Here is a 25,466-nt window from a genome sequence, read left to right as displayed (position 1 = left end):
CACGCTGTTGCTGCCGCGCTCGCGCGGAGCCACGCCCATGCGCTCGAAGCCCTGGTCGAGCAGCGCCATGACGTGGCGGTCGCGCTCGCGGCCGCTGGCCCCGCCGAACACGGCGGCGATTAGCCGCACCCCGTCGCGCTGCGCGCTCGCCACGAGGTTGAAGCCGGAGTCATGGACGTAGCCGGTCTTGATGCCGTCGGTGCCCTCGTACTCCTGGAGCAGCCGGTTGTGGTTCCAGAGGGTGCGGCCGCGGAAGGCGAAGGCGGGGGTCGAGAAGTAGGCGAAGCGGTCGGGGAAGTCGTGCATCAGCCGCCGTCCGAGCAGCGCCATGTCGCGCGCCGTCGTCACCTGGTCCGGATCCGGCAGGCCGGAGGCGTTGCGGAAGGTGGTGCGCGTCATGCCAAGGGCGCGCGCGCGCAGGGTCATCATCTGGGCGAAGCGCGCCTCGGAGCCGCCGCCGAGATGCTCGCCCAGCACCGCGGCGGCGTCGTTGGCGGACTTGGTGACCAGGGCGAGGATCGCCTGCTCGACGGTGATGCTCGATCCCGGCGCCAGGCCGAGCTTGGAGGGCGGGCGGGAGGCGGCGTCGGCGGAGACCGTCAGCGGCGTGGAGAGCGAGAGCCGGCCGTCGCGCAGCGCCTCGAAGACCATGTAGAGGGTCATCATCTTGGTCAGGGAGGCGGGGTGGCGCGCCTCGTCCGCATTGGCGGCGAACAGGGTGCCGCCGGTGCGGGCGTCCACGACGATGGCGGCGTAGCGGTCGCTGCCGATCTGCGCCTGCGCGGCGCGGCCGGGCAGGCCGAGCGCGGCGGCGAGCGCCGCGGCCAGGACCAGGCCGTGGCGGCAGGCGGCGCGGATGAAGCTCATGCGGTCCCCCCCGAGCGCGGACCGCCACCCCCCGGCGGCCCGGCCTCAACCGGCGCTCGCATCGTAACGGAGCCGCGTCGCCGCTGTCCACCGGCACAGAGGTGGAACAGGACGATGCCCCAAGGGGTTAGGACGCGTTCTTGTGTGGGAACCGCACCGGTTTCCGGCGCCCGGCTCAACCGCATGTGAGCGGCAAAAAATTTGTGCAATGCACAAAATTCCGCTTGCCCGCCCGCGCGGCCTCGCCTACCTGGGAGATGCTGCACCGCAGCATGACGCGGGGACGCGGAGCGGGGCCAGGGCTGATCGGCGCCTGGCAGGACCGGAACGACGGACCTTACGGGAAAGGATCGACCCATGGCGAGTGACAAGACGGCCGAGGTGAAGAAGCTCTCGGTGGAGGCCGCGACGGCGACCGCCGCCGGCGCGCACCAGGCCAGGAAGCTGATCGAGGACGGCGCGGCGCAGGCCCGCGCGACGGTGGAGAAGAGCATGGAGCAGGCGACGAAGGCGGCCGAGGGCCTCTTCAAGGTGGCGAACGAGGCGGTCGAGTTCGGCCGCGGCAACCTCGAGGCGGTGGCGAAGTCCGCGCAGACCTGGACGGTCGGCGTGCAGGACCTCTCGCGGCAGACCTTCGCGGTTGTGCAGAGCCTGACCGACCAGGCCCTGGAGAACGCCAAGGCGCTGATCGCCGCGAAGAGCCTCAAGGAGGCGGCCGATCTGCAGGCCAACTTCGCCCGCTCCGCGCTGGAGCGCGCGCTGAGCGAGGCGGCGCGCCTGCAGGAGGCGAGCTTCCGCCTGGCCGAGCAGGCCACGGCGCCGCTGGCCGCCCGCGCCACCTTGGCCTTCGAGAAGTTCGGGCGCCCGCTGGCGGCCTGAGCCGCGCGGCGCGGGGCCGGCCGTAGCCGCCGCCCGGGCGCGGCGCCCTTCCGCGCCCGGCTGGCCGCCCGGCAGGTGCAAGGGCCACTGTCCGGCCGGGGTCCGGCCTGCCGCCGTCGCGCGCCCTGCGCGAGCGGGCGGCGGGCCGGACCTCGCGCATTTCGGGGCCCGCCGCCGCCCCCGCGACGGGGAGGCGCGGGCCACGGTGCGGCTTGAGCCTCACGCCCGCGTGTGGGCCTTCACTGGTGGCCGCGGCGTCCGATATCTTGTCCGAGCGAGGCGAGCGGGCGCTGTCGAGGCCCGCAGATCAAGGCGAGCATGAGCGATCCAGACAAGAGTCCGGGCAGGGGTGGCACGCAGGGCGGCGACAACCCGCAGACCGGGGTCGTGGTCAAGGCCCGGCCGCGCACCAAGAAGCCCTCGATGTACAAGGTGCTGATGCTGAACGACGACTACACCCCGATGGAGTTCGTCGTTCACGTCCTGGAACGCTTCTTCCAGAAGAGCCGGGAGGAGGCGACCCGCATCATGCTGCACGTGCATCGCCGCGGCGTCGGGGTCTGCGGGGTGTACACCTACGAGGTCGCCGAGACGAAGGTGACCCAGGTGATGGACCTCGCCCGGCAGAACCAGCATCCGCTGCAGTGCACCATCGAGAAGGAATGAGACGCTGACGAACCGGACCGCGCCCTATCGTTACCTTACCGAATTGCGCAGTCGCAAAGCGGGCGCGCGACGTGCGACGGACACTCGGCCTGGGCCCGTCGCGGGAGTGACGGAACCGGTTCCTCCGTCGGGCTTTGGCTGTGCGGATTTCTAGCAGGGAGCGTCATAACGGCCATGCTGTCCCGTAACCTCGAGCAGACGCTCCATCGTGCTCTCGCCCTCGCGAACGAGCGCCGGCACGAATACGCGACCCTGGAGCACCTGCTGCTCGCCCTCACCGACGACGCCGACGCGGCGCCGGTGCTGCGCGCCTGCGGCGTGGACAACGACAAGCTGCGTCGCGACCTGATCGAGTTCCTCGACAAGGACCTCGCCGGCCTGGTGACCGAGCGCGGCGGCGACCCGAAGCCGACCGCGGGCTTCCAGCGCGTCGTCCAGCGCGCCGCGATCCACGTGCAGTCCTCCGGCCGCGACGAGGTGACCGGCGCCAACGTGCTGGTGGCGCTGTTCTCCGAGCGCGAGAGCCACGCCGTCTATTTCCTGCAGCTCCAGGACATGACGCGGCTCGACGCGGTGAACTTCATCAGCCACGGCATCGCCAAGGCGCCGGGGCGGAGCCAGCCGCGGCCGGTGCAGGGCACCCCCTCGGCCTCCGACGACCACGCCGAGCGGGAGGAGAAGCCGCACGGCAGCCGGCCGGGGCGCGGGCAGGACGCGCTCTCCAACTACTGCGTCAACCTCAACCGCAAGGCGCAGCAGGGCAAGATCGACCCGCTGATCGGGCGCGAGACCGAGATCGAGCGCACGATCCAGATCCTCTGCCGCCGCACCAAGAACAACCCGCTCTACGTGGGCGATCCCGGCGTCGGCAAGACCGCGATCGCCGAGGGCCTCGCCAAGCGCATCGTCGAGGGCGACGTGCCCGAGGTGCTGGCGAAGAGCACGATCTACGCGCTCGACATGGGCAGCCTGCTCGCCGGCACGCGCTACCGCGGCGACTTCGAGGAGCGGCTGAAGGCGGTGGTGGCCGAGCTCGAGAACACCCCGGGCTCGATCCTCTTCATCGACGAGATCCACACCGTGATCGGCGCCGGGGCGACCAGCGGCGGGGCGATGGACGCCTCCAACCTGCTCAAGCCCGCGCTCGCCTCCGGCACGCTGCGCTGCATCGGCTCGACCACCTACAAGGAGTACCGCAACTACTTCGAGAAGGACCGCGCGCTGGTCCGCCGCTTCCAGAAGATCGACGTCAACGAGCCGTCGGTCGAGGACACGGTGAAGATCCTCCAGGGCCTCAAGGCCAACTACGAGAAGCACCACAAGGTGCGCTACACGCCCGAGGCGATCCGCGCCGCGGTCGAGCTCTCCGCCCGCTACATCCACGACCGCAAGCTGCCCGACAAGGCGATCGACGTCATCGACGAGGTCGGCGCCTCGCGCATGCTGCTGCCCGAGAACAAGCGGCGCAAGACGGTCACGGTGAAGGACGTCGAGGACATCGTCGCCAAGATCGCGCGCATCCCGCCGAAGAGCGTCAGCGCCGACGACAAGGAGACGCTGCGCAACCTCGAGCGCGACCTCAAGGCCATGGTCTTCGGCCAGGACAAGGCGATCGAGGCGCTCGCCTCCGCGATCAAGCTCTCCCGCGCCGGGCTGCGCGACCCGGAGAAGCCGATCGGCAACTACCTGTTCTCCGGCCCCACGGGGGTGGGCAAGACCGAGGTGGCGAAGCAGCTCGCCAAGACGCTGGGCATCGAGCTGATCCGCTTCGACATGTCGGAGTACATGGAGCGGCACTCGGTCTCGCGCCTGATCGGCGCGCCGCCGGGCTATGTCGGCTTCGACCAGGGCGGGCTTCTGACGGACGCGATCGACCAGCATCCGCACGCCGTGCTGCTGCTCGACGAGATCGAGAAGGCGCATCAGGACCTGTTCAACATCCTGCTGCAGGTGATGGACCACGGGAAGCTCACGGACCACAACGGCAAGACCGTGGACTTCCGCAACGTGATCCTGATCATGACCACCAACGCCGGCGCCGCCGACCTCGCCAAGCCGGCCATCGGCTTCGAGCGCACGGCGCGCGTCGGCGAGGACGAGGAGGCGATCAAGCGCCTGTTCACGCCGGAGTTCCGCAACCGCCTCGACGCCGTCATCCCCTTCGCCGGCCTGACGCCGGAGATCGTGGCGCGCGTGGTCGAGAAGTTCGTCCTGCAGCTCGAGGCGCAGCTCGCCGACCGCAACGTGACGATCGAGCTCTCCTCGGCGGCGAAGGAGTGGCTGGCGGAGAAGGGATACGATCCGCTCTACGGCGCAAGGCCGCTCGCGCGCGTGATCCAGGAATACGTCAAGAAGCCGCTCGCCGAGGAGCTTCTGTTCGGCCGTCTCGCCAAGGGCGGCGCGGTGAAGGTCGGCCTGCGCGACGGCGCGCTCACCTTCGACTACGTGGAGGCCGCGCCGCCGGCTTTGCCGCGGCCCGAGGAAGGCGACGGCGAGGCGGAGCGGGAGTCGGAGGCGGTGCAGTAGCCTTCCGGCGCCGGCGCGGCGATGATGCGCGGGCGCGGCTCCTCCGGGGCCGCGCCCGTTCCGTGCGCAGGGGATGAAGCGATGAGCGCGATCAAGGACTGGAACGCCTACCGGACGGCGCTGCGCGAGCGCGGCAGGGAGCTCTCGGCGCTGCACCCGGAGCTGGTGAAGGCCTTCACCGCCCTCTCCGGCGCCGCGGCGAAGACGCAGCACCTCGACGCCAAGACGCGCGAGCTGATCGCGGTCGCCATCACCGCCATCACCACCTGCGAGGGCTGCATGGACGCCCATGTGCGCAAGGCCAAGGCGGCGGGCGCGACCCGGGAGGAGATCGCCGAGGCGCTGGGCGTCGCGGTGGCGCTGAGCGCGGGCTCGGCGTTCACGCACGCGCTGCACGTGCTGGACGCGGCGGCGGAGTAGGCGCGCGCGGCGCGCCGGGAACCGCCGCCGGGGGGACGCTCAGTAGCCGGTCGCGCGGTCCACCGCCTCGCGCAGCGGCTCGCCGTCGCGGAAGCGGCGCGCGTTCTCGGCCAGCAGCGCCGCCACCATCTCGTCGCGCCGCGGGTGCAGCCCGCCGATGTGCGGCAGCACCAGGATGCCCGGCGTGGTCCAGAAGGGATGCGCGGGCGGCAGCGGCTCCTCGCGGAACACGTCGAGCACCGCGCCGGCGATCGCCCCCTCCCGCACCGCGGCGATCAGGTCCTCGTCCACGACCAGCTGGCCGCGGGCGAAGTTGAGCAGCCAGGCGGTGCGCTTCATCGCCCGCAGGCGGCGCGCGTCCATCAGGTTCTCGGTCTCGCGCGTCGCCGGCAGCAGCAGCAGCACGAAGTCGGAGGCGGCGAGCACCGCCTCCGTGCCCTCGGGGCCGAACACGCGCTCCACCCCCTCGATCGCGGCGGCGCCGCCGCGCCGGGTGCCGATCACGCGCATCTCGAGCGCCGCCGCCTTGCGCGCCACCTCCCGGCCGATCGCGCCGAGGCCGAGGATGCCGAGCGTCCTGCCGGCGAGCGTCTCGGAGACGCGGCGGGTCCAGCGCCGCTCGCGCTGGTCGAGCGCCGCGGCGTGGTAGGGCTTGGTGATGTGGAACAGGGCGCCGAGGATGTTCTCCGGCATCTGCACCCGGTGCGTGCCGCGCGCGCAGGTCAGCGCGATCTCCGGGCGCAGGTCGGGCCGCGCCAGCCAGGCCTCGACGCCCGCGGTCTGCGCCTGGATCCAGCGCAGGCGCGGCATGCGCGCGAGCATCCCGGGCGGCGCGCTCATCGCGAACAGGGCCTCCGCCTCGGCCAGCAGGGCCGGATCGGGCTCGGCGGCGCGCGGCAGGAAGACGAAGCGCCAGCGGCCGTCGTCGAGCCCGGCGCGGGCGATGGCCTCGCGATAGGGCTGATCGCGGTCGGTCCAGAGCAGCATCAGCGGCGCGGGCATGGGGCGCGGTCCTCCGCGGGAGCACGTGGTGGCGCGGCACCCTAGGGCGGATCGCGAACCGCCGGAACCGGGCGGGGGCGGGAAGCCGCTCGACGGACGACGCGCCGGTGCCGTTGCCGCGCGCACCGCCGAGCGGCAACGGCTCCGGCGCGGATCGGGGGCGGCGGAACCGGCCGGAAGGGCGGATCGCCTCTGCGGGCCGCGAGTGCGCGGCCGGCCCGCCCGGGGCGCGCGGCGACCGCGGTCGCGCGTCGCCCCGCCGTCCGGTCTGCGCTATGGATGGTTCCGCCGCGGCCGTGCCCCCGGCCCGCGCCGGGCGGGCGGCGGCCGCGTGCCGGGGCGCCTCTGCCAGGAGCCGAACCGCGATGCGCACACAGGTCGGAATCGTCGGGGCCGGGCCGGCGGGGCTGATGCTCTCCCACCTGCTGCACCGGCGCGGCATCGAGAGCGTCGTCTTCGAGGCGCGCTCGCGCGAAGCCGTGGAGGGCACGATCCGCGCCGGCGTGCTCGAGCAGGGCACGGTGGACCTGATGGTCGAGACCGGCCTCGGCGACCGCCTCCGGCGCGAGGGCTTCGTCCATCGCGGCACCGAGCTGCGCTTCGACCGCCGCGGCCACCGGATCGACTTCCACGCCCTGACGGGCGGGCGCGCGATCACCGTCTATGCCCAGCACGAGGTGCTGAAGGACCTGATCGCGGCCCGCCTCGCCGCCGGCGGCGACATCCGCTTCGGGACGCGGGTCGCGGCCCTCGACGGCCTCGACGGCCCGCGCCCGGTGATCCGCCATGTCGGGCCGGACGGGGCGGAGGGCGAGCTCGCCTGCGACTTCGTCGCCGGCTGCGACGGCTTCTGGGGCGTCTGCCGCGCCGCGATCCCCGAGGGCGCGCGCCGCGAGTACCAGCGCACCTACCCCTTCGGCTGGCTCGGCATCCTCTGCGAGGCGCCGCCCTCCTCGGAGGAGCTGATCTACGCCCGGCACGAGCGCGGCTTCGCCCTGATCAGCACGCGCTCGCCGCAGGTGCAGCGGATGTACCTCCAGTGCGATCCCGGCGATTCGCCGGACAACTGGCCCGACGACCGGATCTGGGCGGAGCTGCGGACGCGCACCGAGGCGGAGGGGTTCCGGCTGAAGGAGGGGCCGATCTTCCAGAAGAACATCGTCGCCATGCGCAGCTACGTCTGCGAGCCGATGCGCCACGGCCGCCTGTTCCTCGCCGGCGATGCGGCGCATGTCGTGCCGCCGACCGGGGCCAAGGGGCTCAACCTCGCGATCAACGACGTCTTCCTGCTCGCCCGCGCGCTCGGGGCGTTCTACGAGACCGGCGCGACCGAGCTGCTGGACGGCTATTCGGCGGCGGCGCTCCGGCGCGTCTGGCGCGCCCAGCACTTCTCCTGGTGGATGACCTCGATGCTCCATTGCTTCGCGGAGGCGAGCGAGTTCGACAACCGGCGGCAACTCGCGGAGCTGGAGCTGGTGACCGGCACGCACAGCGGGGCGAGGCTGCTGGCGGAGAACTACGTCGGGCTGCCGCTGGGCGAGTGAAGGGGCGCCTGCCGGTCCGGCGCGGCCGGACCGGCGGCGGCCCGGCCCGGGCGACGGGGCCGGGCCGTCCGGGCCTCAGCAGTCGCGGCTGGCGTAGCGGTGCGCCCGCTCCACGCGGGCGATCGCCTCCGGCGAGCCGGTGTAGGCGGCCGACGCCTTCGCCCGGCGCACCGCCGCGACCGCTTCCCGGCAGTAGGAGTCGCCGGCGGCCGCCGCGGCGGCGTAGTAGGGCACCCCGTAGCGCCCGGGCACCGTCGCGTAGCCGGGCGCCGCGCGATAGCCGTACCCGTAGCCATAGCCCGGCGACGTCGCGTAACCCGGCGCCGAATAGCCATAGCCCGACGCGTAGTAGCCGGGGCTCTCGTCAACCACGGTGCAGGCGCCGAGGCCGGCCAGGGCGGCTGCGATCCGCATGGCGCGTCCGGCGGCGATTCGGGTCATGGTTCTGTCCTCCTCCCCGAATCAGCGCGGAGCGGCCTGCCGCGGTTCGGCGCGGCCCGCGCACCACCTCGCGGGATCGTGCGCCCCGCGAAGGACCGCGCGGCGCAGCGGGGCCGTCTTCGCGCGCCCCGGGCGCACGGAAACGGCGGCGCGCCGGGCGGCCGGCGGGCCTGCAGCGCGCGCCTGGCCGGTGCCCGCCGGCCGCGGGCGGCGCTACTGCACGGCTTCGGCCTCGACTTCCACCAGGAAGCGCGGATCGGCCAGCCCGGCGACGATCAGGAGCGTGCTGGCCGGGACGTGCCCGCCGAAGAAGGCGGCGCGCCGGTCGCGCCAGGCTCCGATCAGGGCGCGGTCGGTGAGGAACGCCGTCACCTTCACCACGTCCGTGGGCGCCATGCCGTTCGCGCGCAGCACCGCGCCGAGATTGGCCAGCGCCTGCTCGATCTGCGCCTCGCCGCCCTCGGCGAGGCTGCCGTCGGGCTTGAGGCCGACCTGGCCCGAGATCACCAGCCGCTTGGCCGGACCTTCGATCAGCGCGGCGTGCGCGTAGCGGCCGCCCGTCGCATGCACGCCCTCGGGATTGCTGAAGCGGATCGTCGCCATGGTCGCCTCCTCCTTTCCTTCCGGCGCCGCGTCATCCGCGGCGGTGGCCGGCGCACGCGCCCGCCGGCGCGGTCATCGTGCCCTCTCGGCGCCGCCGGGCAGATCCTCGCGCAGCACCTCCTCCGCGCCGCCCCCGCCCCCGCCGGGCGGGGCCATCGGGGGCGGCGGCGGCGCCACGCCGGGCGGCAGCGACACCAGCAGCCAGTCGCGGAGATTGCGCCGGATCTGGTACTCCAGCTCGACGTTCATCACGTCCATCGCCGAGCGCACCACACGATCCGCGGCGGCCGAGCGCCGCGCCGGGCTGGTCTGGCCCGGCGCGGTCAGGACCCGGCGCGCCTGCGCCTCGACGAAGCCGCTGCGGCCATCCTCCGCGGCGACCAGGTCGAGGCGGCAGCGGAGCGAGCAGATCAGCCGCTCGCCGCCGGGCGCGAAGACCCCTCCGGGCAGCGGGCTCCGCACCAGCACGGCCTCCAGGACGGTGAACCGGCCGGCGCCGGACGATCCGGCGGGAATCAGGCGTTCGCGGGCCATGGTCGCCATCGCCTCGGCCGGGGCCACCGGCGCCGGGCCCATCACCGTCCCGGCCGGGCCGCCCGGCGGCGGGCCGATCTCGATGCTCGCCACGTCGAGACGGAGCGGCGTCAGGTGCGCGTAGCTCGGCGGCGGCCCGAAGGCGACGACCGGCCCCGTCTCGTCCTCGACGGCGCACCCCGCGGTGCCGAGCGCGAGCAGCGGCGGCACGCTTCCGATCAGCAGGGTGCGCCGCCGCAGCAGCGCCGGCCGGGCAAGGCGCGGGACTCCGCGATGGGTCGGTGCTGGCATCGCTCCCCCGGGACGGGTGTCTCCTGGCACGGGCGCGCGCAGCAAACCACTCAACCGTTCCGCGCGCCACCCCGCAGTTCGCTCCGCTCGAAGCGGAAGCCGTGGTTGCAGAACTCGCAGGTCACGGTGATCGCGCCGTCCTCCTGGATCATGTGGTCCAGGTCCTCGTCGGAGAAGCGTTCGAGGATCAGCGCCAGCCGGGCGCGCGAGCAGCGGCAGCCGTAGGACAGGCTGCGCGCCCGGTCGATCACCAGCCCGCCCTCGCTCGCGAACAGGCGGCGCAGCAGCGCCGGCCCGGGGAGCGCATCGTCCAGCAGCTCGGCGTCGGTCAGCGTCGCCGCGAGGGTCCGCGCCGTGCGCCAGGCCTCCTCCGGGTCCTCCGCCGCCGGCTCGGCGGGGCCGCTCCGGCCGGCGATCCGCTCGAGGAACAGCGCGCCGGCGCGCCAGCCCTCCGCGGTGCGCGCGGCGGCGAGATGGACGTGGCCGGGAAGCTGCTCGGAGGTGCGGAAGTAATGCGCCGTCATCTCCGAGAGCGTCGCGCCCTCGATCGCCACCAGGCCCTGGTAGCGGGTCATGTCGGGCCCCTGGTCGCAGGTGAAGGCGAGATGCCCGCGGCCGAGCAGCGCGGCGGCGTCCGGCGCGCCCCCGGCCGCGGCGGCGGCCTCGACCAGGGCGGCGACCCGGTCCGGGTGGCTGCGGGCATAGCCGCGCAGCGCGCCCTGGTCGGTGCAGTCGGCGAGCAGCACCGGCACCGGCCCGTCGCCCTGCGCCTGGACCGAGAAGCTGCCGGTGAACTTCAGCGCCGCGGCGAGGCCGGCGGCGAGCGCCAGGGCCTGGCCGAGCAGCGCGGCCACCGCCGGCGGGTGGTCGTGGCGGCCGAGGATCGCCTCGGCGAGCGGGCCGAGCCGGACCAGCCGCCCGCGCACCGGCCGTCCCTCCAGGTGGAAGGGCAGCACGCCGCGCGGCACCACCAGGTCGGGCACCGGCGGGCGTTCATGGTCGAGGAAGGCGGGCAGGGCGGAGGGTGTGGCTCGGTCGGAAGGAGGCACGGCGCGCTTTCGGCTGGATCCGATCGCCCGGTAGATAGGGGCGCGGCGGCGGCGGCACCATGTCCCGGCGGCGGCGCGGGCGCGGGGCCGCCGCGCGGGTCCCGGCGCGCGCAGGGGAGCGGAGACGCTGCCGCGGCAATCCGTTCCCGTGTATGGTTGCACTCCGACATCAAGCCGCCTCCGTATGTCCCGATCCGCCGCCGACCTGGCCGACCGCCCCGCCTCCGGCCGATTCGCCGCCGGTGCGCGCCGCCTCGCCTCGCCCGCCCTGCGCGCGATGGTGCGCCGCCGCGCCCGGGAGTTCCTCGGCCTCGCCCTCGCGCTTTGCGGACTGGCGCTGCTGCTCGCGCTGGCCAGCCACGATCCGGCCGATCCCTCGCTGAACACGGCGACCGATCGGGCGCCGGCGAACCTGGCGGGACCGGTCGGCGCGACGGTGTCCGACCTGCTGCTGCAGGGCTTCGGCTTCGCCGCGCTGCTGCCGGTGCTGTGCCTGCTCGCCTGGGCGTGGCGGCTGGCCACGCATCGCGGGCCTGGCCCGGTCGCGGGCCGGGTCGCGGCGCTGCTCGCGGCGCTGCCGGCGCTTGCCGCGGCGCTGACCCTGCTGCCGCTGCCCGCCTCCTCGCCGGTGGACGCCGGCCCCGGAGGGGCGGCGGGGCCGCTGCTGGCCGGGCTGGTGGTCGGCGGGCTCGGCGACTGGTTCGGACCGGTCGGCACGGCGCTCGGCCATGCGGTGCTGGCGGGCGCCGCGGCCGGCCTGGCCTTTGCCGCGTGCGGGCTCACCCCGGGCGAGTGGCTCGGGGCGGGGCGGCTGGCGGCCGGCGCGGGCCGGGCCGGATTCCGCCTCGCCTGGGGCGGCCTGCGGCGGCTGTCGCGCCGCGGTGCGGCGGCAGCGGCGCCGTCGGCGGCCGCGGCGCGACGGGCGGCGCGCGCGGCGGTGCCGGAGGCGCCGGCGACACGCCGCCCGTCCCTGCTCGCGCGGCTGTTCGGGCGGCTGCGCCGCGAGCGGCGGGCCGCGGGCGTCGGCGCGGTCCCGCTCGGCGCCGTGCTGCGGGCCGCGGACGCCGCCGCCGCGGTGTTCGTGCCCGGCGATCCGCCGGTGGTGACCGAGCAGCGGCGTCCCGCGCGCCCCGGCGCGGCGCCGTCCGCGTCGCCGGGGCCGCGCGTCGCCGCTCCGGCGCCGGAGCCGCGCAAGAGCGCCGCCGCGCTGCAGCCGAGCCTCGGGCTGGAGGACGGCCCCTGGCGCCTGCCGCCGCTCGAGCTGCTGGCCGAGCCGGCGGCGAAGCGCGGCGCCGGGCGGCCGAGCGAGGAGGCGCTGCAGGGCAACGCCCGCCTGCTCGAGAGCGTGCTCGAGGACTACGGCGTGCGCGGGCGCATCGTGGAGATCCGCCCCGGTCCGGTGGTCACGCTCTACGAGCTCGAGCCGGCGCCGGGGACGAAGAGCGCGCGCGTCATCGGCCTCGCCGACGACATCGCGCGCTCGATGAGCGTGCTCGCGGTGCGCATCGCCACCGTGCCCGGGCGCAACGTGATCGGCATCGAGCTGCCGAACGCGCGGCGCGAGACGGTGTTCCTGCGCGAGCTGCTGGAATCGGAGGACTGGGCGCGCCATCCGGGGCGGCTCAACCTCGCCCTCGGCAAGGACATCGGCGGCGCGCCGGTGATCGCCGACCTCGCCCGCATGCCGCACCTGCTGATCGCCGGCACCACCGGCTCGGGCAAGTCGGTCGCCGTGAACACGATGATCCTGAGCCTGCTCTACCGGCTGAGCCCGGACGAGTGCCGGTTCATCATGATCGACCCGAAGATGCTGGAGCTCTCGGTCTACGACCGCATCCCGCATCTGCTGGCGCCCGTCGTCACCGAGCCGCCCAAGGCGATCGGCGCGCTCAAATGGACGGTGCGCGAGATGGAGCGGCGCTACCGCGCCATGTCGCAGCTCGGCGTGCGCAACATCGCGGGCTACAACGAGAAGGTGACGGAGGCGCGCCGCCGCGGCGAGGTGCTGACGCGCCGCGTGCAGACCGGCTTCGACCCCGAGACCGGCAAGCCGGTGTTCGAGGACCAGCCGCTCGCGCTCGAGCCGCTGCCGATGATCGTCGTCGTCATCGACGAGATGGCGGACCTGATGATCGTCGCCGGCAAGGAGATCGAGGCCGCCGTGCAGCGCCTGGCGCAGATGGCGCGCGCGGCCGGCATCCACGTGATCATGGCGACGCAGCGCCCCTCGGTGGACGTGATCACCGGCACCATCAAGGCGAACTTCCCGACCCGCATCTCCTTCCAGGTGACCTCGAAGATCGACAGCCGCACCATCCTCGGCGAGCAGGGGGCGGAGCAGCTCCTCGGCCAGGGCGACATGCTCTATATGGCGGGCGGCGGGCGGATCAGCCGCGTGCACGGGCCGTTCGTGAGCGACGCCGAGGTGGAGCGCGTGGTCGCCTTCCTGCGCGAGCAGGGCGAGCCGAGCTACGTCGAGGAGGTGACGGAGACGGAGGAGGAGGGCGGCGAGGCCCTCGCCCTCTCCGGCATCGCGGGCGCGAGCGAGGGCGAGAAGTCGCTGTTCGACCAGGCGGTGCGCCTCGTCACCAGCGAGGGCAAGGCGAGCACCAGCTTCCTGCAGCGCCACCTGCAGATCGGCTACAACCGCGCGGCCAAGCTGATCGAGCAGATGGAGAAGGAGGGCATCGTCGGCCCGGCCAACCATGTCGGCAAGCGCGAGGTGCTGGCGCGGCGGACGGAGGCGTGAGGCCGGCGCGGCGTTCCCCGCGCGGGCGCGGCGGCCGCGGCGAAGGAACGTCCCCGGGCCGTGGCCCGGTCCCGGCGCCGCCTCGCGCCGGCGCTTGACTCGGCCGGCGGCGCCGGACGACGGTGCGCGACGTCTCCGGGAGTGTTCCGCATGCGCCGCACCGCGCTTGCCCTCGCCATGCTCGTCGCCGGCGCCGCGCCTGCCGCCGCGCAGGACCGTCCGCCGCCGCTGCCGACGCGAGACGTTGCCGTCACCTACCGCATCGCCGGCGGCCGGGAGATGCGCATCGCCTGGCTCAGCGGCGAGCAGCGCATGCGGGTGGACATGCCCGAGGGCCAGGGCGCGATGATCATGGATCTGAGGGAGCGCCGTGCCTTCCTGGTGATGGATGCGCAGCGCGCGGTCATGGAGATCCCGGCCGGCGGGAGCCTGCCCCAGCCGGGCCAGATCCCGCCGAACGCCCGGCTGACGCGCGAGGGCAGCGACCGCGTCGCCGGCCATGCCTGCACCGTCTGGCAGGTGCAGGAGCAGGACGGCCGGCGCGGCTCCGCCTGCGTCACCGCCGACGGCGTGCTGTTGCGCGCCCGCGGGCCCGACGGCGCGGAGGGCATCGAGGCGACGCGGGTCGCCTACGGTCCGCAGGACCCCGCGCGTTTCCGTCCGCCGGCCGACTACCGGACGGAGTCGATGCGCATGCCGCCGCGGCGCTGACGCCGCCCCTCTCCGGGCCGGGCGAGGCGGCCGGGGGCGGTCCCGCTCACGCGCGTGCGACTTCCGCCGGCGGCGATGGTGCGTGCCTTCGCGCAGTGCGGCGACTATGCTGCCGCGGCCGCTCCGGGAGGAACGCCGCCATGAAGCTCTATTATTTCCCAGGCTCGACCACCTGCCGCGCGGTGCAGATGTTCGCCGCCGAGGCCGGCATCCCGCTGGCGCTGGAGGCGGTGGATCTGATGTCGGGCGCCCACCTCACCGCCGCGTTCGGGGCGATCAATCCCAACCGGTGCGTTCCGGTGCTCGAGGAGCCGGACGGCTTCCGGTTGGCGGAATCCTCGGCGATCCTGAAGTATCTGGCGGAAAAGACGAACTCGCCGGCATACCCGTCCGATCCGCGCGGCCGCGCGCGGGTGAACGCGCAGATGGACTGGTTCAACACCGGCTTCTACCGGGAATTCGGCTACGGCCTCGTCTATCCGCAGATCCTGCCCTACCTCGGCTGGGAGGATCCGGCGGTGCAGCGGGCGGTGCTCGCGCGCGGCGCGGAGAGGTCGGCCCGGTTGATGCGGATGCTGAACGACGACTGGCTCGGCGAGGACGGGCCCTATCTCGGCGGGGATGCCCCCGATCTCGCGGATTTCCTGGGCGTCTGCTTCACCAGCATCGGCGAGATGGTCGCCTTCGACTTCGCCCCCTATCCGCGGGTGAGGCGCTGGATGGCGGCGATGCGGTCGCGGCCCTGCTGGGCCGAGGTCAACGGTCCCTGGGAGGCGTGGCGCGACCACTGCCTTGCGCAGAGGTCGTCCGCGACGCAGGAGGCGGCGGCGTCATGAGCGTCCGCGCCTTCCACCACGTCGCCTACCGCTGCCGCGATTCGGGGGAAACGCGGCGGTTCTACGAGGACTTCCTCGGCCTCGAGCTCGCCGGCGCGCTCGACATCCGCACCACCCAGACCGGGCGGCAGACCAAGGTGCTGCACACCTTCTTCCGTCTCGGCGACGGCAGCTTCCTCGCCTTCTTCGAGGCGCCGGACCGCGACTTCGACTTCAAGGCGCAGCACGATTTCGACCTCCATGTCGCGATGGAGGTCGAGAGCGAGGCGGAGCTGCAGCGGATGATCGAGCGCGGCCGCGCGCTCGGCATCGAGACGCGCGGGCCGAGCGACCATGGCGCGATACGCTCGGCCTATTTCCGCGACCCGAACGGCTACGTGGCGGAGCTGACGGTGAAGACCGCCGGGCACGACGCGGCGATGGACCCGCGCCGCGATGGCGCGCGCGCCACGCTCGACCGCTGGCAGGCGGAGAAGGCGGAGGCGGCGCCGGGCGCCGCCGGGTGAGGCGCCCCGGTCGCTCCGCCGGCCCTATTCGGCCGGGGCGAGGCTCTTGATGAGGTCGAAGACGCGCTTGCGCACCGCGGGATCGGTGATGCGGTAGTAGGCGCGCACCAGCTCGAGCGTCTCGCGCCGGTGCAGCGTGTCGTCGTCGAAGCCCTCCTGCTGCTCGGCGAAGCCGTAGCCGGCGCCGCGGCGGCTGCCGACGGCCGGGTTGCCGCCCATGCTGTCGGGCATGTCGTCGAAGAAGAAGCTCACCGGCACGTCGAGGACGCGGGCGAGGTCGAACAGCCGGCTGGCGCCGATCCGGTTCACCCCCCGCTCGTACTTCTGCACCTGCTGGAAGGTGAGGCCGAGCGCCTCGCCCAGCTTCTCCTGGCTCATCCCGAGCAGGGTCCGCCGGAGCCGCACCCGGCTGCCGACATGCACGTCGATCGGACTCGGGCGGTGCTCGCGTTCGGTGGTCCCGCTACGCTCGGCCACGTCCTCCATGCCCGTTCTCCGCCTCCGCCGTTCTGGCGCCGCGCTCCGCCGCGTACAGTTCGCGCTGCCGAGTCTCGCGAGTCTCGACGCCCCGTCCCGCACGCCCGCGTTGCAGCCATCTGCCTGCAAGTCAGGGTAGTGGTAACCCCTCGTTGCGGTTCTGTCAACTCTTTTGAGAAATCTCAACGTTCTAGACAGCCCGGGGTGGCGGGAGCGAGGCGCGGAATACCATCAGGATTCCCTTCTTCCGCGCACGCGGCCCAGCCACCACCCGGCAAGCCAGGTTCCGAGCGCAAGCGCGGCCGGGACCGCCAGTCCCAGTCGAGCGAAGACGGTCTCTGCACGCGGCGCGGGCAACCGTGCCGTGATCGCACCGGTCTCCCCCAGGCCGAGCCAGGTCCGCGGACGGCCGTACGGATCGAACAGCGCCGAGATCCCGGTCTGCGCCGCCCGCGCGACCGGCAGCCCCTCCTCCACCGCGCGCAGCCGCGCCGCCGCGAGGTGCTGGTACGGCCCGGCCGAGAATCCGAACCAGGCGTCGTTGGTGACGTTCACCAGCCACGCCGGCCGCGGCGCGGGCGTCACGGCCCCCGGGAAGATCACCTCGTAGCAGATCAGCGCGCCGAGCGGCGGCAGGCCGGAGGGCGCGATGGCGACGAGGCCCGGGCCGGGGCTGATGTCCATCGCCGTCGGCGCCAGCCGCACCGGCAGCAGGCCGCGCAGCGGCATGTACTCGCCGAAGGGCACCAGATGCGCCTTGTCGTAGCCGCCGGTGACCCGTCCCTCGGCATCCACCGCGAGCAGGCTGTTGAACACGCGGAGCGGCCGTCCGTCCGGCGCCCACTCGACGCGCAGCGTGCCGGCGAGCAGCACCGCGTCCGGCGGCAGGCGGGCGGCGATCAGGCGGCGCGCCTCGGCGTCCTCGGCGAGGCGGAACGGGCTCGCCGTCTCCGGCCAGATCACCGCGATGCGCTCGCCGGGGGCGAGGTCGGGCAGCAGCCGCGCGATCGCCGACTCGGTCAGGTCGAGGTAGCGGCGGAAGATCGGCAGGCGCGTCTCCGGCCGCCATTTCAGGTCCTGCGCGATGTTGCCCTGCACCAGCACGACCCGCCAGGGCTGGTCGGCGGGCGGCGTGACGAAGGCCAGCCGCGCCGCGCCGAGCAGGCCGAACAGCGCGGCCGCCGCCGCCGCCCCGCCGGCCAGCGGGCGCCAGCCGGCGCCGGCCGCCGGCAGCCCCGCGAGCAGCAGCGTCGCGAGGCCGAGGCCGTGCACCCCGACCCAGGCGGCGCCCTGGATCGGCACCGCGGCGAAGGCCCAGACCGTGCCGATCAGGTTCCACGGAAAGCCGGTGAGCACCACGCCGCGCAGCATCTCGGCGAGGATGAAGGCGCCGGCGAAGACCAGGAGCCGCGGCCAGCCCGGCGCGGCGCGCCAGGCGAGCGCCGCCGGCAGCGCGACGAACAGGCCGAGCGGGAAGGAGAGCGCCGGCACCGCGATCGGCACCAGCCACCAGAAGCGCTCGACCTCGGTGAGGATGGCGTGGGTGATCCAGTAGAGCCCGCCGGCGAAGTGCCCCCAGCCCCAGAACAGGCCGAGCAGCGCGGCGCGGCGGGCGCTCGGCGCGGTGCCGACCAGGGCGAGCAGGCCGGGGACCGAGACGAGCAGCGCCGGCACGGCATGGACCGGCGGCAGGGCGAGCGCCGCGAGCAGTCCGAGGCCGAAGGCGAGGAGCAGCGCGCGGCGCGGCGGCAGCGCGGCGATCCGGCGGAGGAGGCGAGCGGGGAGCACGCCCGGGGCGTTACCCGCCGCGCCACCGCAGGGCAAGGAAGCGCGCCGCGCCGGCATCCCGCGCCGCCTCCGCCGGCCGGCGCCGCCTCACGCCAGCCCGCCGTTGATCGAGATGCACTGCCCGGTGATGTAGCCGGCGCGGTCGGAGCAGAGGAAGGCGACCAGGTCCGCCACCTCCTCCGGCCGGCCGGCGCGCCGGGCGGGGACCATCTGCGCGATCCGCTCCGGCGTCAGCCCGGCCGCCGCCACCGCGGGGCTCTCGATGATCCCGGGCGCGACCGCGTTCACCGTCACGCCGCGCGGCGCGCATTCCAGCGACAGCGCCCGCACCGCGCCGATCAGCCCGGCCTTCGCCGCCGCGTAGTTCGCCTGGCCGCGGTTGCCCATCAGGGCGGAGAGCGAGGACATCGCCACGATCCGCCCCCAGCGCGTGCCGATCATCGGCAGCAGCAGCGGCCGCGCCACGTGGAAGAAGCCGTGGAGCGAGACGGCGATCACGCGGTGCCATTGCGCCTCGCTCATCCCGGCCATCGGGACGTCCTCGTGGGTGCCGGCGTTGTGCACCAGGATCTGGATCGGGCCGGCGGCGAGCAGGCGCTCGGCCGCGGCGGCCGTCGCCTGCGCCTCGGTGAGGTCGAACGTCACCGCCTCGGCGTGGCCGCCGCCGGCGCGGATGGCCTCCGCGACCGCCGCGGCGCGCGCCGGGTTGGCGTGGGCGTGCACCAGCACCTGCACGCCCTGCGCGGCGAGCGCGCGCGCGATCGCGGCGCCGATCGGGCTGCCGCCGCCGGTGACCAGTGCGCGCCGCATCGCTCCCCGCTACTCCTTCCCCGGCAGGAGGATCGCGGCCTGGCCGGCGAGCAGGCGCCGGCCCCCGCCTTCGACCGCGAAACGGTAGATGAAGCCGCGCGCTTCCGTGGCAAGGGCCTCGGCGCGGACGAGCAGCGGACCGGCCAGGTCGTCGAGCCGCTCGGCGGCGAGCTCCACCCCGCGCAGGCTGGAGAGGTAGCCCGCCGGCTGCGCCCGGCCCGAAGCGCGCAGCGCGCCGTGCGCCGCCATCGCCTGCAGCGCGTACTCGACGCCGCAGACGGCGGGCAGCGCGCCGTCCCGGCGCAGCGGGTTGCGCGGATCGCGATGCGACAGCGCGAGGGCGGCTATGCGCTCCGCATCCCAGGCGGCGATGGCGTCGAGCAGGCACATGGCGCCCTGGTGTGGCACCAGCCGCTGCACCGCCGCGCGGCCGAGCAGGGGCGGGACCGCCGGGATGCCGGCCCCGCCGCCGCGGGCTTCGCCGCCGCTCAGCATGGCGCGACCGCGACCTCGAGGCGGCCGTCCTCCAGCAGCGGCAGGACGATCCGCCCCGCCTCGCGCCGGGCGAGGGCGCGCAGCAGGGGCAGGGCACGCGCCGCCGGATTGGCCGCGGCCAGCGCGTCGAGCGCGGTCGCGGCGGGCGGGGAGGGCGGCGCGGGCTCCGCCCGGTAGGCGATCGCGAGCCGGGCGCAGGCCGCCGCGGCCGGCGTGGCGCGCCCCGGCGGCGCCAGCACCAGCGCCGCGGCGAAGGGCACCTCGGTCCGCCGGCACTGCGCGAGGGGTTCGTCGAGCGGCGCGTCGTAGGCGCAGAGCAGCACCGGCGCGCCGGTGGCGGCGACGCGCGCCGCGGCGTGCAGCAGCCCCGCGGCGAAGGCGTGGTCGTGGCCGCCGAGCGCGACCGAGGGCCGCTGCGAGGCGGCGGCGATGCTCCAGTAGCCGGCGGCGGCGTTGTGCACGGAGTTGTGGAACTGCGTCGGCGAGATCACCCCGTCCGGCGCGGCGAGCGCCTCGAGGATCGCCCCCACCACCCGCCCGTCGCCGTTGGACGAGGCGAAGACCGTCTCCAGCCCGGCCGGCGGCAGGCCGCTCGCGGCGGCGGCCTCGGCGGCGGCGGCGAGGGCCAGGCGGACCGCCGGCGAGGCGCGCCGCCGCTCGGTCGGCGGCAACGCCGCCGGCGGCGGCAGGGCGACGGGCGCCGGCGTGTAGGGTGCGGCGCCGGCGAGGACGGGCGCGCTCGCCGCCCAGCCGGGCAGGCCGGGCCCCAGCACCGCGACGCCGACGACCTCCGCCCTCACGCGCCGAGCCGCCCGATCACCAGGGCGCAGTTGTTGCCGCCGAAGCCGAAGGAGTTGGACAGCACGCGGTCGAGGCGCGCCTCGCGGTTCTCCGTCACGACGGCGCTCGCGAAGCCGGGGTCCGGCTCGGCGACGCCGAGGCAGCCCGGGATCAGCCCGTCCTCGATGCAGAGCGCGGCGATCGTCGCCTCGAGCGCGCCGGAGGCGCCGAGCGCGTGGCCGGACCAGCCCTTGGTCGAGGAGCAGGGCACGCCGCGCGGCCCGAACACCGCCGTCACCGCGCGGTCCTCCATCGCGTCGTTGGCGCGCGTGCCGGTGCCGTGCAGGTTGACGTAGCCGATGTCGCGCGGCGCGAGGCCGGCGGCCTCGAGCGCGGCGCGCATCGCCGCCGCCGCGCCGAGCCCCTCCGGATGCGGCGCGGACATGTGGTGCCCGTCGGTCGAGGCGCCGGCGCCGAGCAGGGCGAGGCCGCCGCGCGCGCCGGGCCGCGGGCGCTCGAGCAGGGCAAAGGCTGCCGCCTCGCCGATCGAGATGCCGTCGCGGTCCGGCGCGCAAGGCCGCGTCGGTCCGCCGCGCGCGAGCAGCTCGAGCGCGGCGAAGCCGTGCAGCGTCATGCGGCAGAGCGTGTCCACGCCGCCCACCACGGCGGCGTCCGCGACCCCCGCCTCGATCAGCGCCGCCGCGTCGAGCCAGGCGCGCGCGCCGGAGGTGCAGGCGGTGGAGACGACGAGCGCCGGGCCGCGCAGTCCGAGCCGCGCGCGGACGTAGCGCGGCAGGGCGTAGAGGTCGTGGGTGTGCTCGAAGTCGAAATCGGGCGGCAGGCGTCCGGCGGCGTCGCGGCGGCGGTAGGCCCGCTCGGTCTGCTCGATGCCGGCGGTGGAGGTGCCGAGGACGACGGCGATCCGCTCCGCGCCGTGGCGCGCGCGCGCCTCCGCCACCGCCTCGGCGAAGCCGTCGGCGCCGAGCGCGAGCTCGGCGAGGCGGTTGTTGCGGCAGGCGAAGCGCGCGAGCGCCTCGGGCAGCGCGACCGCCTCTACCCCGGGCACGCGGCCGACCCAGATCCCCTCCGGCGTGCCCGGCAGGTCGCAGGGGGCGAGGCCGCCGCGGCGCTCGCGCAGCGCCGCGCGCGTGGCGGCGAGGCCGACGCCCATGGCGCTCACGGCGGTGTGGGCGACGATGCTCAGCGGGCGCATCCGGGAGCCGTCAGGCCGGCGCGCGCGAGGGCGGCGGCACCAGGGCGGCGGCGAGCGCCGCGGCGCCGGCGATGCCGATCGCCACCGTCAGCCCGATCGCGCGCAGCACCGGTGTGGCGCAGAAGGCCAGCAGGCCGAAGGTGAGCAAGGTGGTCAGGGTGCAATGGACGACCGATCCCAGCGCCCGGAGCCGCTCCTCCACCGGCTCACCGGCGGAACGGGCGAGGAACAACGGATAGTCCATGCCGACGCCGGCCAGCAAGAGCAGGGAGACCAGGTGGAACAGGCTGAAGCGCTCGCCGAGCAGGGCGAGCGCGGCGAGGGCGAGCAGCACCCCTCCGGCGAGCGGGGCGGCGGTGAGGAGGGCCCGGCCGAGGCCGCGCAGGCCGAAGGCGAGGAGGCCGAGCACCAGGGCGGTGCCGACGCCGCAGCCGAGCAGGGCGCGGGCCGTGGCGGCCTCCACCAGCGCCTGGGTCTCCGGCCGCACCTCCACCACCAGCAGGCCCGGCTCGTACAGGGAGGCGAGGGCGGCGCGCAGCGCCTCCGCGTCGCGCAGGTCGCTCGGCACGACCAGCGCCCGCCAGCCGCCCTCCGGCAGCGGGGCGAGCAGCGCGCCGAGCCGGGCGGCGAGCAGCGGTCCGGCGCCGGCGAAGTCCGCCGGCGTCACCGGCGCCAGGGTGCGGCTCGCCGCGACGTCGGCGAGGAAGCGATCGAAGGCGGCGGGGCGGAAGGGCAGGCCCGCCGCGGCCTCGGCGAGGCGCGCGCGCAGCGTCGCCGCATCGGGCAGCGCCGCCTGCCGCTCCCGCTGCGTGCGCGCGCTCGGCAGGTAGCGGCCCGCGAAGTCGAGGCCCCCGAGCGCGCCGCGCGCGACCAGCGGGGCGAGCGCCGCGCCGACGCGCTCCGCGCCCTGCAGCGCCGCCTCCGCGCTCGGCGCGGTGACGGCGATCAGGACCCCGACCTCCGGGGCGCCGAGCTGGCGGCGCAGCTCGGCATCGAGCGCGCGCTGCGCCTCGGGCACGGGGCTGAGCGCGGCGAGGTCGCGCTCGCGCAGCGGGCCGCCGATCGCGAGCAGGTAGAGCGCCGCGGCGGCGAGCAGCGCCCAGGCCGCGCCGCGGCGGCGCGGCAGGGCGAGCAGCGCGCGCGCGAGCGGCGCCGGCAGGGGGCGCACCGCGATGGCCGTGCCGGGCGGCAGGAGGCGAGGGAGGGCGAAGCGCGTGACCAGCGCGCTCGCCGGCAGCCCCACGGCGGCGAACAGGCCGAGCTGGGCGAGCCCGCGCACGTCGGAGAGGATCATCGCCGTCAGCCCCGCCGCCGCCGCGAGCGCGGCGAGGCGGAGCGTCGGCCAGATGCGCCGGGCCGTCGCGGCCAGCGCCTCGCCGGGCCGGCGCTGCGTCACCAGGAGGATCGGGTAGTCGTCGGTCACGCCCAGCATGGTCATGCCGAAGCCGAGCGCGGCGCCGTGGATCGTGCCGAAGGTCGCTGCGACGGCCGCGGCGCCGGCGAGCACGCCGGCCGAGAGCGGCACCGCCACCACGAGCAGCATCAGCAGCGAGCGGAAGCGCCAGAGCAGGAAGGCGGCGAGCAGCGCCGAGGAGAGGGTGGCGATGCGGTCGAGATCGGCGCGGATTGCCGCCGCCGCCTCGGCCGCGAAGGCGCCCGGGCCGCTCACCAGGAGCCGCGCCCCGGGCGGCGGACGGGCGGCGGCGAAGGCGGCGCGCAGCAGGGCGACCGCCTCGCGCTGCGCCGCGGTGTCGAGGCCCGGCGCGGCGGTGCGCGCGATCAGCAGCGCGCGCTCGCCGGTCGCGGGCGGCGGCTCGGCGAACCACACGCCCTCGCGCAGCGCGACCGCGCTGCCCGCGGTCCAGGCGCGGAGCAGGTCGAGGAAGGCGCCCACCGGGTCGGCGAAGCCGAGGCGCGCGAGCAGCGGCGAGGCGGCGCCGTGCAGCTCCGCGAGCAGCGCCGCGAGCCGCGCGCGCAGGCCCGGCGTCTCGAACAGCGCCGGCGTGACCGCGGGGGAGAGGAGGTAGCGGTGGCGGAACAGGAATTCCTGCTCGGCCTCCGACAGCGCCTCGCTGCCGTTGCCGACGAAGGCGAAGCGGCCGGAGGCGCGCAGCGCCTCGCCGAGCGCGCGCGAGAGCCGCGCCAGCTCCGGCGCCGGCGCGCCTTCGATGCCGGCGAGGAGCAGCGTGGTGGCGGCGCCGGCGCGCAGCTCGCGCAGCAGGAGGGCGCTCGCCGCGCTGCGCGGCGGCGGGAGGAAGTCGGTCATGTCGGTGGTGACGCCGGCGCCGCGCAGCAGCGCCGCATTGGCCGCCCCGAGCAGCGCCAGCGCGGCGAGGAGCGGCAGGAAGGGGCGCAGCCGGCCGGCGAGAAGCCGCCTCACCGCGCGGGCTCGATGCGCAGGCGGGTGAAGCCGCCGCCCTGCTGCGACTCGACGCCGAGGATCGCCGCGCCGCGCCCGGAGAGCGTCACCCGCTGCACCGCGGCGAGCACGCGCGGCGAGAGCGGCGTCAGCACCAGCGTCCAGCCCTCCGCCGGGTCGCCCGCGAAGGCGAGCGCGAAATGGCGGCGCAGCGCCGGGAGGTCGCCGGCCAGGGTGGCGCGGATCGCCTCGACCAGGGGGCGGAGCTCGGGCGCTTGGTCGAGGCCCAGCACCTGGCGCACGCCCTGCTGCGGCCGCTCCAGCGTCAGTGTCTCGCCCTCGATGCGCAGCACCTCCTCGATCGGCGCGGCGGTGCGCTTCTCGAGCCGGTCGGGCGCCCGCCAGGAGAGCGTGCCGTGCGAGCGGAGCGGGCGGTCGAGCTCGGGCAGCTCCTTCTCCTCGGCGAAGGCGGCGCGGCGCTCGCGGATCGCGGCGAAGGCGCCGAGCAGCGCCGCGACCGGCTCCTCCCCGGCGCGGGCGAGGCGGGCGGCGGCGAGGGCGGCGAGGCTCAGCGCGGCGCGGCGGCGGAGGATCGGGCGGCGGAGCATGGCGCGGAGGATGGCGGCGGGGCCTCGAACTCGCCCCAGAAGTCGTAGAAGTTGAACCAGTTGTAGGGATGGGTGCGGCACAGCGATTCGAGCCGCGCGACGTAGCGCGCGGCCCAGGCGGCGAGCCCCGCCGCGCGGTCGCCGCGGTCGAGAACGATCCGGTCGGCGAAGGGCTCGAAGCGCAGCTCGTAGCGGCGCGGGCCGCGCCAGAGGCCGAAGAACAGCATCACCGGGGCGCCGAGCACGTGCGCGAGCAGGTGCGGTCCGGCCGGGAAGGGCGCCTCCGCGCCGAGGAAGGGCACGCGCAGCATCCGCTCCCCGCTGGGCGCGCGGTCGCCGAGCAGGCCGACGATGCCGCCCCGCTCCAGGCATTCGCGCGCGCGCAGCATGGTGTCGGGGCGGCCGAGCGCGATCACGCTGCCGGCGCGCGCGGGATCGAGCGCGTTGAACAGCGCATCCGCCTGGCGCGCGTTCTCCTCGTACATCATCGGGCGGATCTCGACCGGGCAGCCGGCGCCGGCCAGCACCCGCAGCACCTCGAAGCTGCCGAGATGGGCGCCGAGCAGGATCACGCCCCGCCCCGCGCGCAGCCGTGCATCCAGCGTCTCCAGCCCCACCACCTCCACCGCGTAGCCGGCGCTGCGCCCGGCGAGGAGGAAGACGCGGTCGAGCATGGTGCAGGCGAAGACGAAGTAGAGCCGGAACACGTCGCGCCATCCCGGCGCGCGGCCGAGCGCGCGCGCGAGGTAGGCGCGCGCCGCCCTCCGCTGCGCCGGCGGCGCGGTGAGCACGAAATAGGCGGTGATCGGATAGAGCAGCGCGTGACCCGCCCGCCAGCCCAGCGCGAGGACGAGGCGCGCCATCAGGCGCAGCGCCGCGGGGCTGCCGCGCTCCCGCTGCCGGGTCCAGGGGGTCACGCCGGGCGGTCCGCCGTGCCGCCGGCGGGCGCGAACTCCGCCTCGCAGGAGAAGGCGTCGCTGGCGATGGCGACGACCAGCGGGCGGTCGGGGCGGCGCGCGAGCCGCAGCGCCACCGTCCGGTCCGGGCCGACGGGGACGACGAACTTGGCCCGCGCGATCCGCCGCAGCGGGCCGAGGCCGAAGGCGCGCCGCGCCGCCGCCGCGGCGAGGTCGAGCAGCACCACGCCGGGCACCACCGGCCGGCCCGGGAAATGACCGGGAAAGGCGGGGTGGCCGACCGGCACCGCGATCGCCGCGTCGGCTTCGAGGCGGATCGTGCCGGCGCCGCTCACGCCTCGCCCCGCGGCCGCCGGTCGGCGCCGGCCGGTGGCGCCGCCGCGGCGGGCGCCGCG

The 25,466-nt window shown here is 75.6% G+C and carries 24 protein-coding genes and 1 pseudogene; 9 read left to right on the top strand and 16 right to left on the bottom strand.

Going from position 1 to position 25,466, the window contains the following annotated elements:
• The coding region (locus K1J50_RS14345; RefSeq protein ID WP_220118447.1) for a D-alanyl-D-alanine carboxypeptidase family protein at positions 1-867 on the bottom strand (867 nt) is incomplete at its 3' end.
• 357 nt (positions 868-1,224) lie between these two features.
• Here K1J50_RS14345 and K1J50_RS14340 point away from each other — a divergent pair.
• From K1J50_RS14340 to K1J50_RS14325, 4 genes are all read left to right on the top strand, one after another.
• Positions 1,225-1,746, top strand: coding sequence for a phasin family protein (locus tag K1J50_RS14340; protein ID WP_220118446.1), 522 nt, complete (start codon positions 1,225-1,227; stop codon positions 1,744-1,746).
• A gap of 318 nt (positions 1,747-2,064) precedes the next feature.
• On the top strand, positions 2,065-2,412 hold the full coding sequence (clpS, locus tag K1J50_RS14335) for an ATP-dependent Clp protease adapter ClpS (protein ID WP_220118445.1): 348 nt from the start codon (positions 2,065-2,067) through the stop codon (positions 2,410-2,412).
• Positions 2,413-2,586: 174 nt separating this feature from the next.
• Positions 2,587-4,938 carry an ATP-dependent Clp protease ATP-binding subunit ClpA gene (clpA, locus tag K1J50_RS14330; RefSeq protein ID WP_220118444.1) on the top strand — a complete coding sequence of 784 codons (2,352 nt, stop codon included), beginning with the start codon at positions 2,587-2,589 and terminating at the stop codon, positions 4,936-4,938.
• Positions 4,939-5,019: 81 nt separating this feature from the next.
• Positions 5,020-5,358, top strand: coding sequence for a carboxymuconolactone decarboxylase family protein (locus K1J50_RS14325; RefSeq protein WP_255575309.1), 339 nt, complete (start codon positions 5,020-5,022; stop codon positions 5,356-5,358).
• Between the two features lie 39 nt (positions 5,359-5,397).
• On the opposite strand, the gene K1J50_RS14320 is transcribed toward K1J50_RS14325, so the two are convergent.
• Positions 5,398-6,360, bottom strand: coding sequence for a D-2-hydroxyacid dehydrogenase (locus K1J50_RS14320; protein WP_220118443.1), 963 nt, complete (start codon positions 6,358-6,360; stop codon positions 5,398-5,400).
• Positions 6,361-6,725: 365 nt separating this feature from the next.
• Between K1J50_RS14320 and K1J50_RS14315 the strand changes: the two genes are divergently transcribed.
• Entirely contained in the window at positions 6,726-7,904 is a 1,179-nt protein-coding gene (locus K1J50_RS14315; RefSeq protein WP_220118442.1) for a 4-hydroxybenzoate 3-monooxygenase, read from the top strand.
• A gap of 75 nt (positions 7,905-7,979) precedes the next feature.
• On the opposite strand, the gene K1J50_RS14310 is transcribed toward K1J50_RS14315, so the two are convergent.
• The 4 genes from K1J50_RS14310 to hslO all read right to left on the bottom strand — a co-directional run bounded on the left by K1J50_RS14310 (position 7,980) and on the right by hslO (position 10,756).
• On the bottom strand, positions 7,980-8,345 hold the full coding sequence (locus K1J50_RS14310; protein ID WP_220118441.1) for a hypothetical protein: 366 nt from the start codon (positions 8,343-8,345) through the stop codon (positions 7,980-7,982).
• 213 nt (positions 8,346-8,558) lie between these two features.
• On the bottom strand, positions 8,559-8,948 hold the full coding sequence (locus K1J50_RS14305) for a RidA family protein (RefSeq protein WP_220118440.1): 390 nt from the start codon (positions 8,946-8,948) through the stop codon (positions 8,559-8,561).
• 72 nt (positions 8,949-9,020) lie between these two features.
• Positions 9,021-9,773 carry a hypothetical protein gene (locus K1J50_RS14300; RefSeq protein ID WP_220118439.1) on the bottom strand — a complete coding sequence of 251 codons (753 nt, stop codon included), beginning with the start codon at positions 9,771-9,773 and terminating at the stop codon, positions 9,021-9,023.
• Positions 9,774-9,823: 50 nt separating this feature from the next.
• Positions 9,824-10,756, bottom strand: a complete 933-nt coding sequence (gene hslO / locus K1J50_RS14295; protein WP_369413612.1) for an Hsp33 family molecular chaperone HslO — start codon at positions 10,754-10,756, stop codon at positions 9,824-9,826.
• A 250-nt stretch (positions 10,757-11,006) separates the two neighbouring features.
• Here hslO and K1J50_RS14290 point away from each other — a divergent pair, with 250 nt between their 5' ends.
• The 4 genes from K1J50_RS14290 (at position 11,007) to K1J50_RS14275 (ending at position 15,624) form a co-directional block, all read left to right on the top strand.
• Positions 11,007-13,571, top strand: coding sequence for an FtsK/SpoIIIE family DNA translocase (locus K1J50_RS14290; RefSeq protein WP_220118437.1), 2,565 nt, complete (start codon positions 11,007-11,009; stop codon positions 13,569-13,571).
• Positions 13,572-13,721: 150 nt separating this feature from the next.
• Positions 13,722-14,282 (top strand): hypothetical protein, encoded by a 561-nt coding sequence (locus K1J50_RS14285; protein ID WP_220118436.1) that lies wholly within the window; start codon positions 13,722-13,724, stop codon positions 14,280-14,282.
• A gap of 140 nt (positions 14,283-14,422) precedes the next feature.
• Positions 14,423-15,118, top strand: a complete 696-nt coding sequence (locus K1J50_RS14280; protein ID WP_220118435.1) for a glutathione S-transferase family protein — start codon at positions 14,423-14,425, stop codon at positions 15,116-15,118.
• A complete protein-coding gene (locus tag K1J50_RS14275; protein ID WP_220118434.1) occupies positions 15,115-15,624 on the top strand; it encodes a VOC family protein in 510 nt (169 codons plus the stop codon). Before K1J50_RS14280 ends, K1J50_RS14275 begins: the two co-directional genes overlap by 4 nt.
• A gap of 24 nt (positions 15,625-15,648) precedes the next feature.
• On the opposite strand, the gene K1J50_RS14270 is transcribed toward K1J50_RS14275, so the two are convergent.
• The 10 genes and pseudogenes from K1J50_RS14270 to K1J50_RS14225 form a co-directional block, all read right to left on the bottom strand.
• Positions 15,649-16,110, bottom strand: a complete 462-nt coding sequence (locus tag K1J50_RS14270; RefSeq protein ID WP_220118433.1) for a helix-turn-helix domain-containing protein — start codon at positions 16,108-16,110, stop codon at positions 15,649-15,651.
• A gap of 222 nt (positions 16,111-16,332) precedes the next feature.
• On the bottom strand, positions 16,333-17,889 hold the full coding sequence (gene lnt / locus K1J50_RS14265; RefSeq protein ID WP_369413611.1) for an apolipoprotein N-acyltransferase: 1,557 nt from the start codon (positions 17,887-17,889) through the stop codon (positions 16,333-16,335).
• Between the two features lie 87 nt (positions 17,890-17,976).
• Positions 17,977-18,699: a 3-oxoacyl-ACP reductase FabG gene (fabG, locus tag K1J50_RS14260; RefSeq protein ID WP_220118431.1), complete on the bottom strand. Its 723-nt coding sequence runs from the start codon at positions 18,697-18,699 to the stop codon at positions 17,977-17,979.
• A gap of 9 nt (positions 18,700-18,708) precedes the next feature.
• Positions 18,709-19,194, bottom strand: a complete 486-nt coding sequence (locus K1J50_RS14255) for a phosphotransferase (RefSeq protein WP_220118430.1) — start codon at positions 19,192-19,194, stop codon at positions 18,709-18,711.
• On the bottom strand, positions 19,188-19,994 hold the full coding sequence (locus K1J50_RS14250; RefSeq protein WP_220118429.1) for a beta-ketoacyl synthase chain length factor: 807 nt from the start codon (positions 19,992-19,994) through the stop codon (positions 19,188-19,190). The genes K1J50_RS14255 and K1J50_RS14250 overlap by 7 nt, the downstream gene beginning before the upstream one ends.
• A complete protein-coding gene (locus tag K1J50_RS14245) occupies positions 19,991-21,187 on the bottom strand; it encodes a beta-ketoacyl-ACP synthase (RefSeq protein WP_220118428.1) in 1,197 nt (398 codons plus the stop codon). Before K1J50_RS14245 ends, K1J50_RS14250 begins: the two co-directional genes overlap by 4 nt.
• Positions 21,188-21,197: 10 nt before the next feature.
• Positions 21,198-23,567, bottom strand: a complete 2,370-nt coding sequence (locus K1J50_RS14240; RefSeq protein WP_220118427.1) for an MMPL family transporter — start codon at positions 23,565-23,567, stop codon at positions 21,198-21,200.
• Positions 23,564-24,154 (bottom strand): LolA-related protein, encoded by a 591-nt coding sequence (locus K1J50_RS14235; RefSeq protein ID WP_220118426.1) that lies wholly within the window; start codon positions 24,152-24,154, stop codon positions 23,564-23,566. The genes K1J50_RS14240 and K1J50_RS14235 overlap by 4 nt, the downstream gene beginning before the upstream one ends.
• A complete protein-coding gene (locus tag K1J50_RS14230) occupies positions 24,115-25,071 on the bottom strand; it encodes an LpxL/LpxP family acyltransferase (protein ID WP_220118425.1) in 957 nt (318 codons plus the stop codon). The genes K1J50_RS14235 and K1J50_RS14230 overlap by 40 nt, the downstream gene beginning before the upstream one ends.
• Positions 25,068-25,466 (bottom strand): annotated as a pseudogene (locus K1J50_RS14225) (hypothetical protein); the annotation flags it as partial. The pseudogene K1J50_RS14225 and the gene K1J50_RS14230, both read right to left, overlap by 4 nt.

It is taken from the genome of Caldovatus aquaticus (assembly GCF_019458025.1).
In the GTDB taxonomy this organism is placed as follows: Bacteria; Pseudomonadota; Alphaproteobacteria; order Acetobacterales; family Acetobacteraceae; genus Caldovatus; species Caldovatus aquaticus.
Note: the sequence above shows the minus strand (reverse complement) of the source record. Positions and strands in the feature narration are given on the sequence as shown.

Coding starts and splice junctions, on each gene's coding strand:
- K1J50_RS14340 (WP_220118446.1), top strand. CDS start 1,225: ATGGCGAGTGACAAGACGGCCGAGGTGAAGAAGCTCTCGGTGGAGGCC.
- clpS (WP_220118445.1), top strand. CDS start 2,065: ATGAGCGATCCAGACAAGAGTCCGGGCAGGGGTGGCACGCAGGGCGGC.
- clpA (WP_220118444.1), top strand. CDS start 2,587: ATGCTGTCCCGTAACCTCGAGCAGACGCTCCATCGTGCTCTCGCCCTC.
- K1J50_RS14325 (WP_255575309.1), top strand. CDS start 5,020: ATGAGCGCGATCAAGGACTGGAACGCCTACCGGACGGCGCTGCGCGAG.
- K1J50_RS14320 (WP_220118443.1), bottom strand. CDS start 6,360: ATGCCCGCGCCGCTGATGCTGCTCTGGACCGACCGCGATCAGCCCTAT.
- K1J50_RS14315 (WP_220118442.1), top strand. CDS start 6,726: ATGCGCACACAGGTCGGAATCGTCGGGGCCGGGCCGGCGGGGCTGATG.
- K1J50_RS14310 (WP_220118441.1), bottom strand. CDS start 8,345: ATGACCCGAATCGCCGCCGGACGCGCCATGCGGATCGCAGCCGCCCTG.
- K1J50_RS14305 (WP_220118440.1), bottom strand. CDS start 8,948: ATGGCGACGATCCGCTTCAGCAATCCCGAGGGCGTGCATGCGACGGGC.
- K1J50_RS14300 (WP_220118439.1), bottom strand. CDS start 9,773: ATGCCAGCACCGACCCATCGCGGAGTCCCGCGCCTTGCCCGGCCGGCG.
- K1J50_RS14290 (WP_220118437.1), top strand. CDS start 11,007: ATGTCCCGATCCGCCGCCGACCTGGCCGACCGCCCCGCCTCCGGCCGA.
- K1J50_RS14285 (WP_220118436.1), top strand. CDS start 13,722: ATGCGCCGCACCGCGCTTGCCCTCGCCATGCTCGTCGCCGGCGCCGCG.
- K1J50_RS14280 (WP_220118435.1), top strand. CDS start 14,423: ATGAAGCTCTATTATTTCCCAGGCTCGACCACCTGCCGCGCGGTGCAG.
- K1J50_RS14275 (WP_220118434.1), top strand. CDS start 15,115: ATGAGCGTCCGCGCCTTCCACCACGTCGCCTACCGCTGCCGCGATTCG.
- K1J50_RS14270 (WP_220118433.1), bottom strand. CDS start 16,110: ATGGAGGACGTGGCCGAGCGTAGCGGGACCACCGAACGCGAGCACCGC.
- fabG (WP_220118431.1), bottom strand. CDS start 18,699: ATGCGGCGCGCACTGGTCACCGGCGGCGGCAGCCCGATCGGCGCCGCG.
- K1J50_RS14255 (WP_220118430.1), bottom strand. CDS start 19,194: ATGCTGAGCGGCGGCGAAGCCCGCGGCGGCGGGGCCGGCATCCCGGCG.
- K1J50_RS14245 (WP_220118428.1), bottom strand. CDS start 21,187: ATGCGCCCGCTGAGCATCGTCGCCCACACCGCCGTGAGCGCCATGGGC.
- K1J50_RS14235 (WP_220118426.1), bottom strand. CDS start 24,154: ATGCTCCGCCGCCCGATCCTCCGCCGCCGCGCCGCGCTGAGCCTCGCC.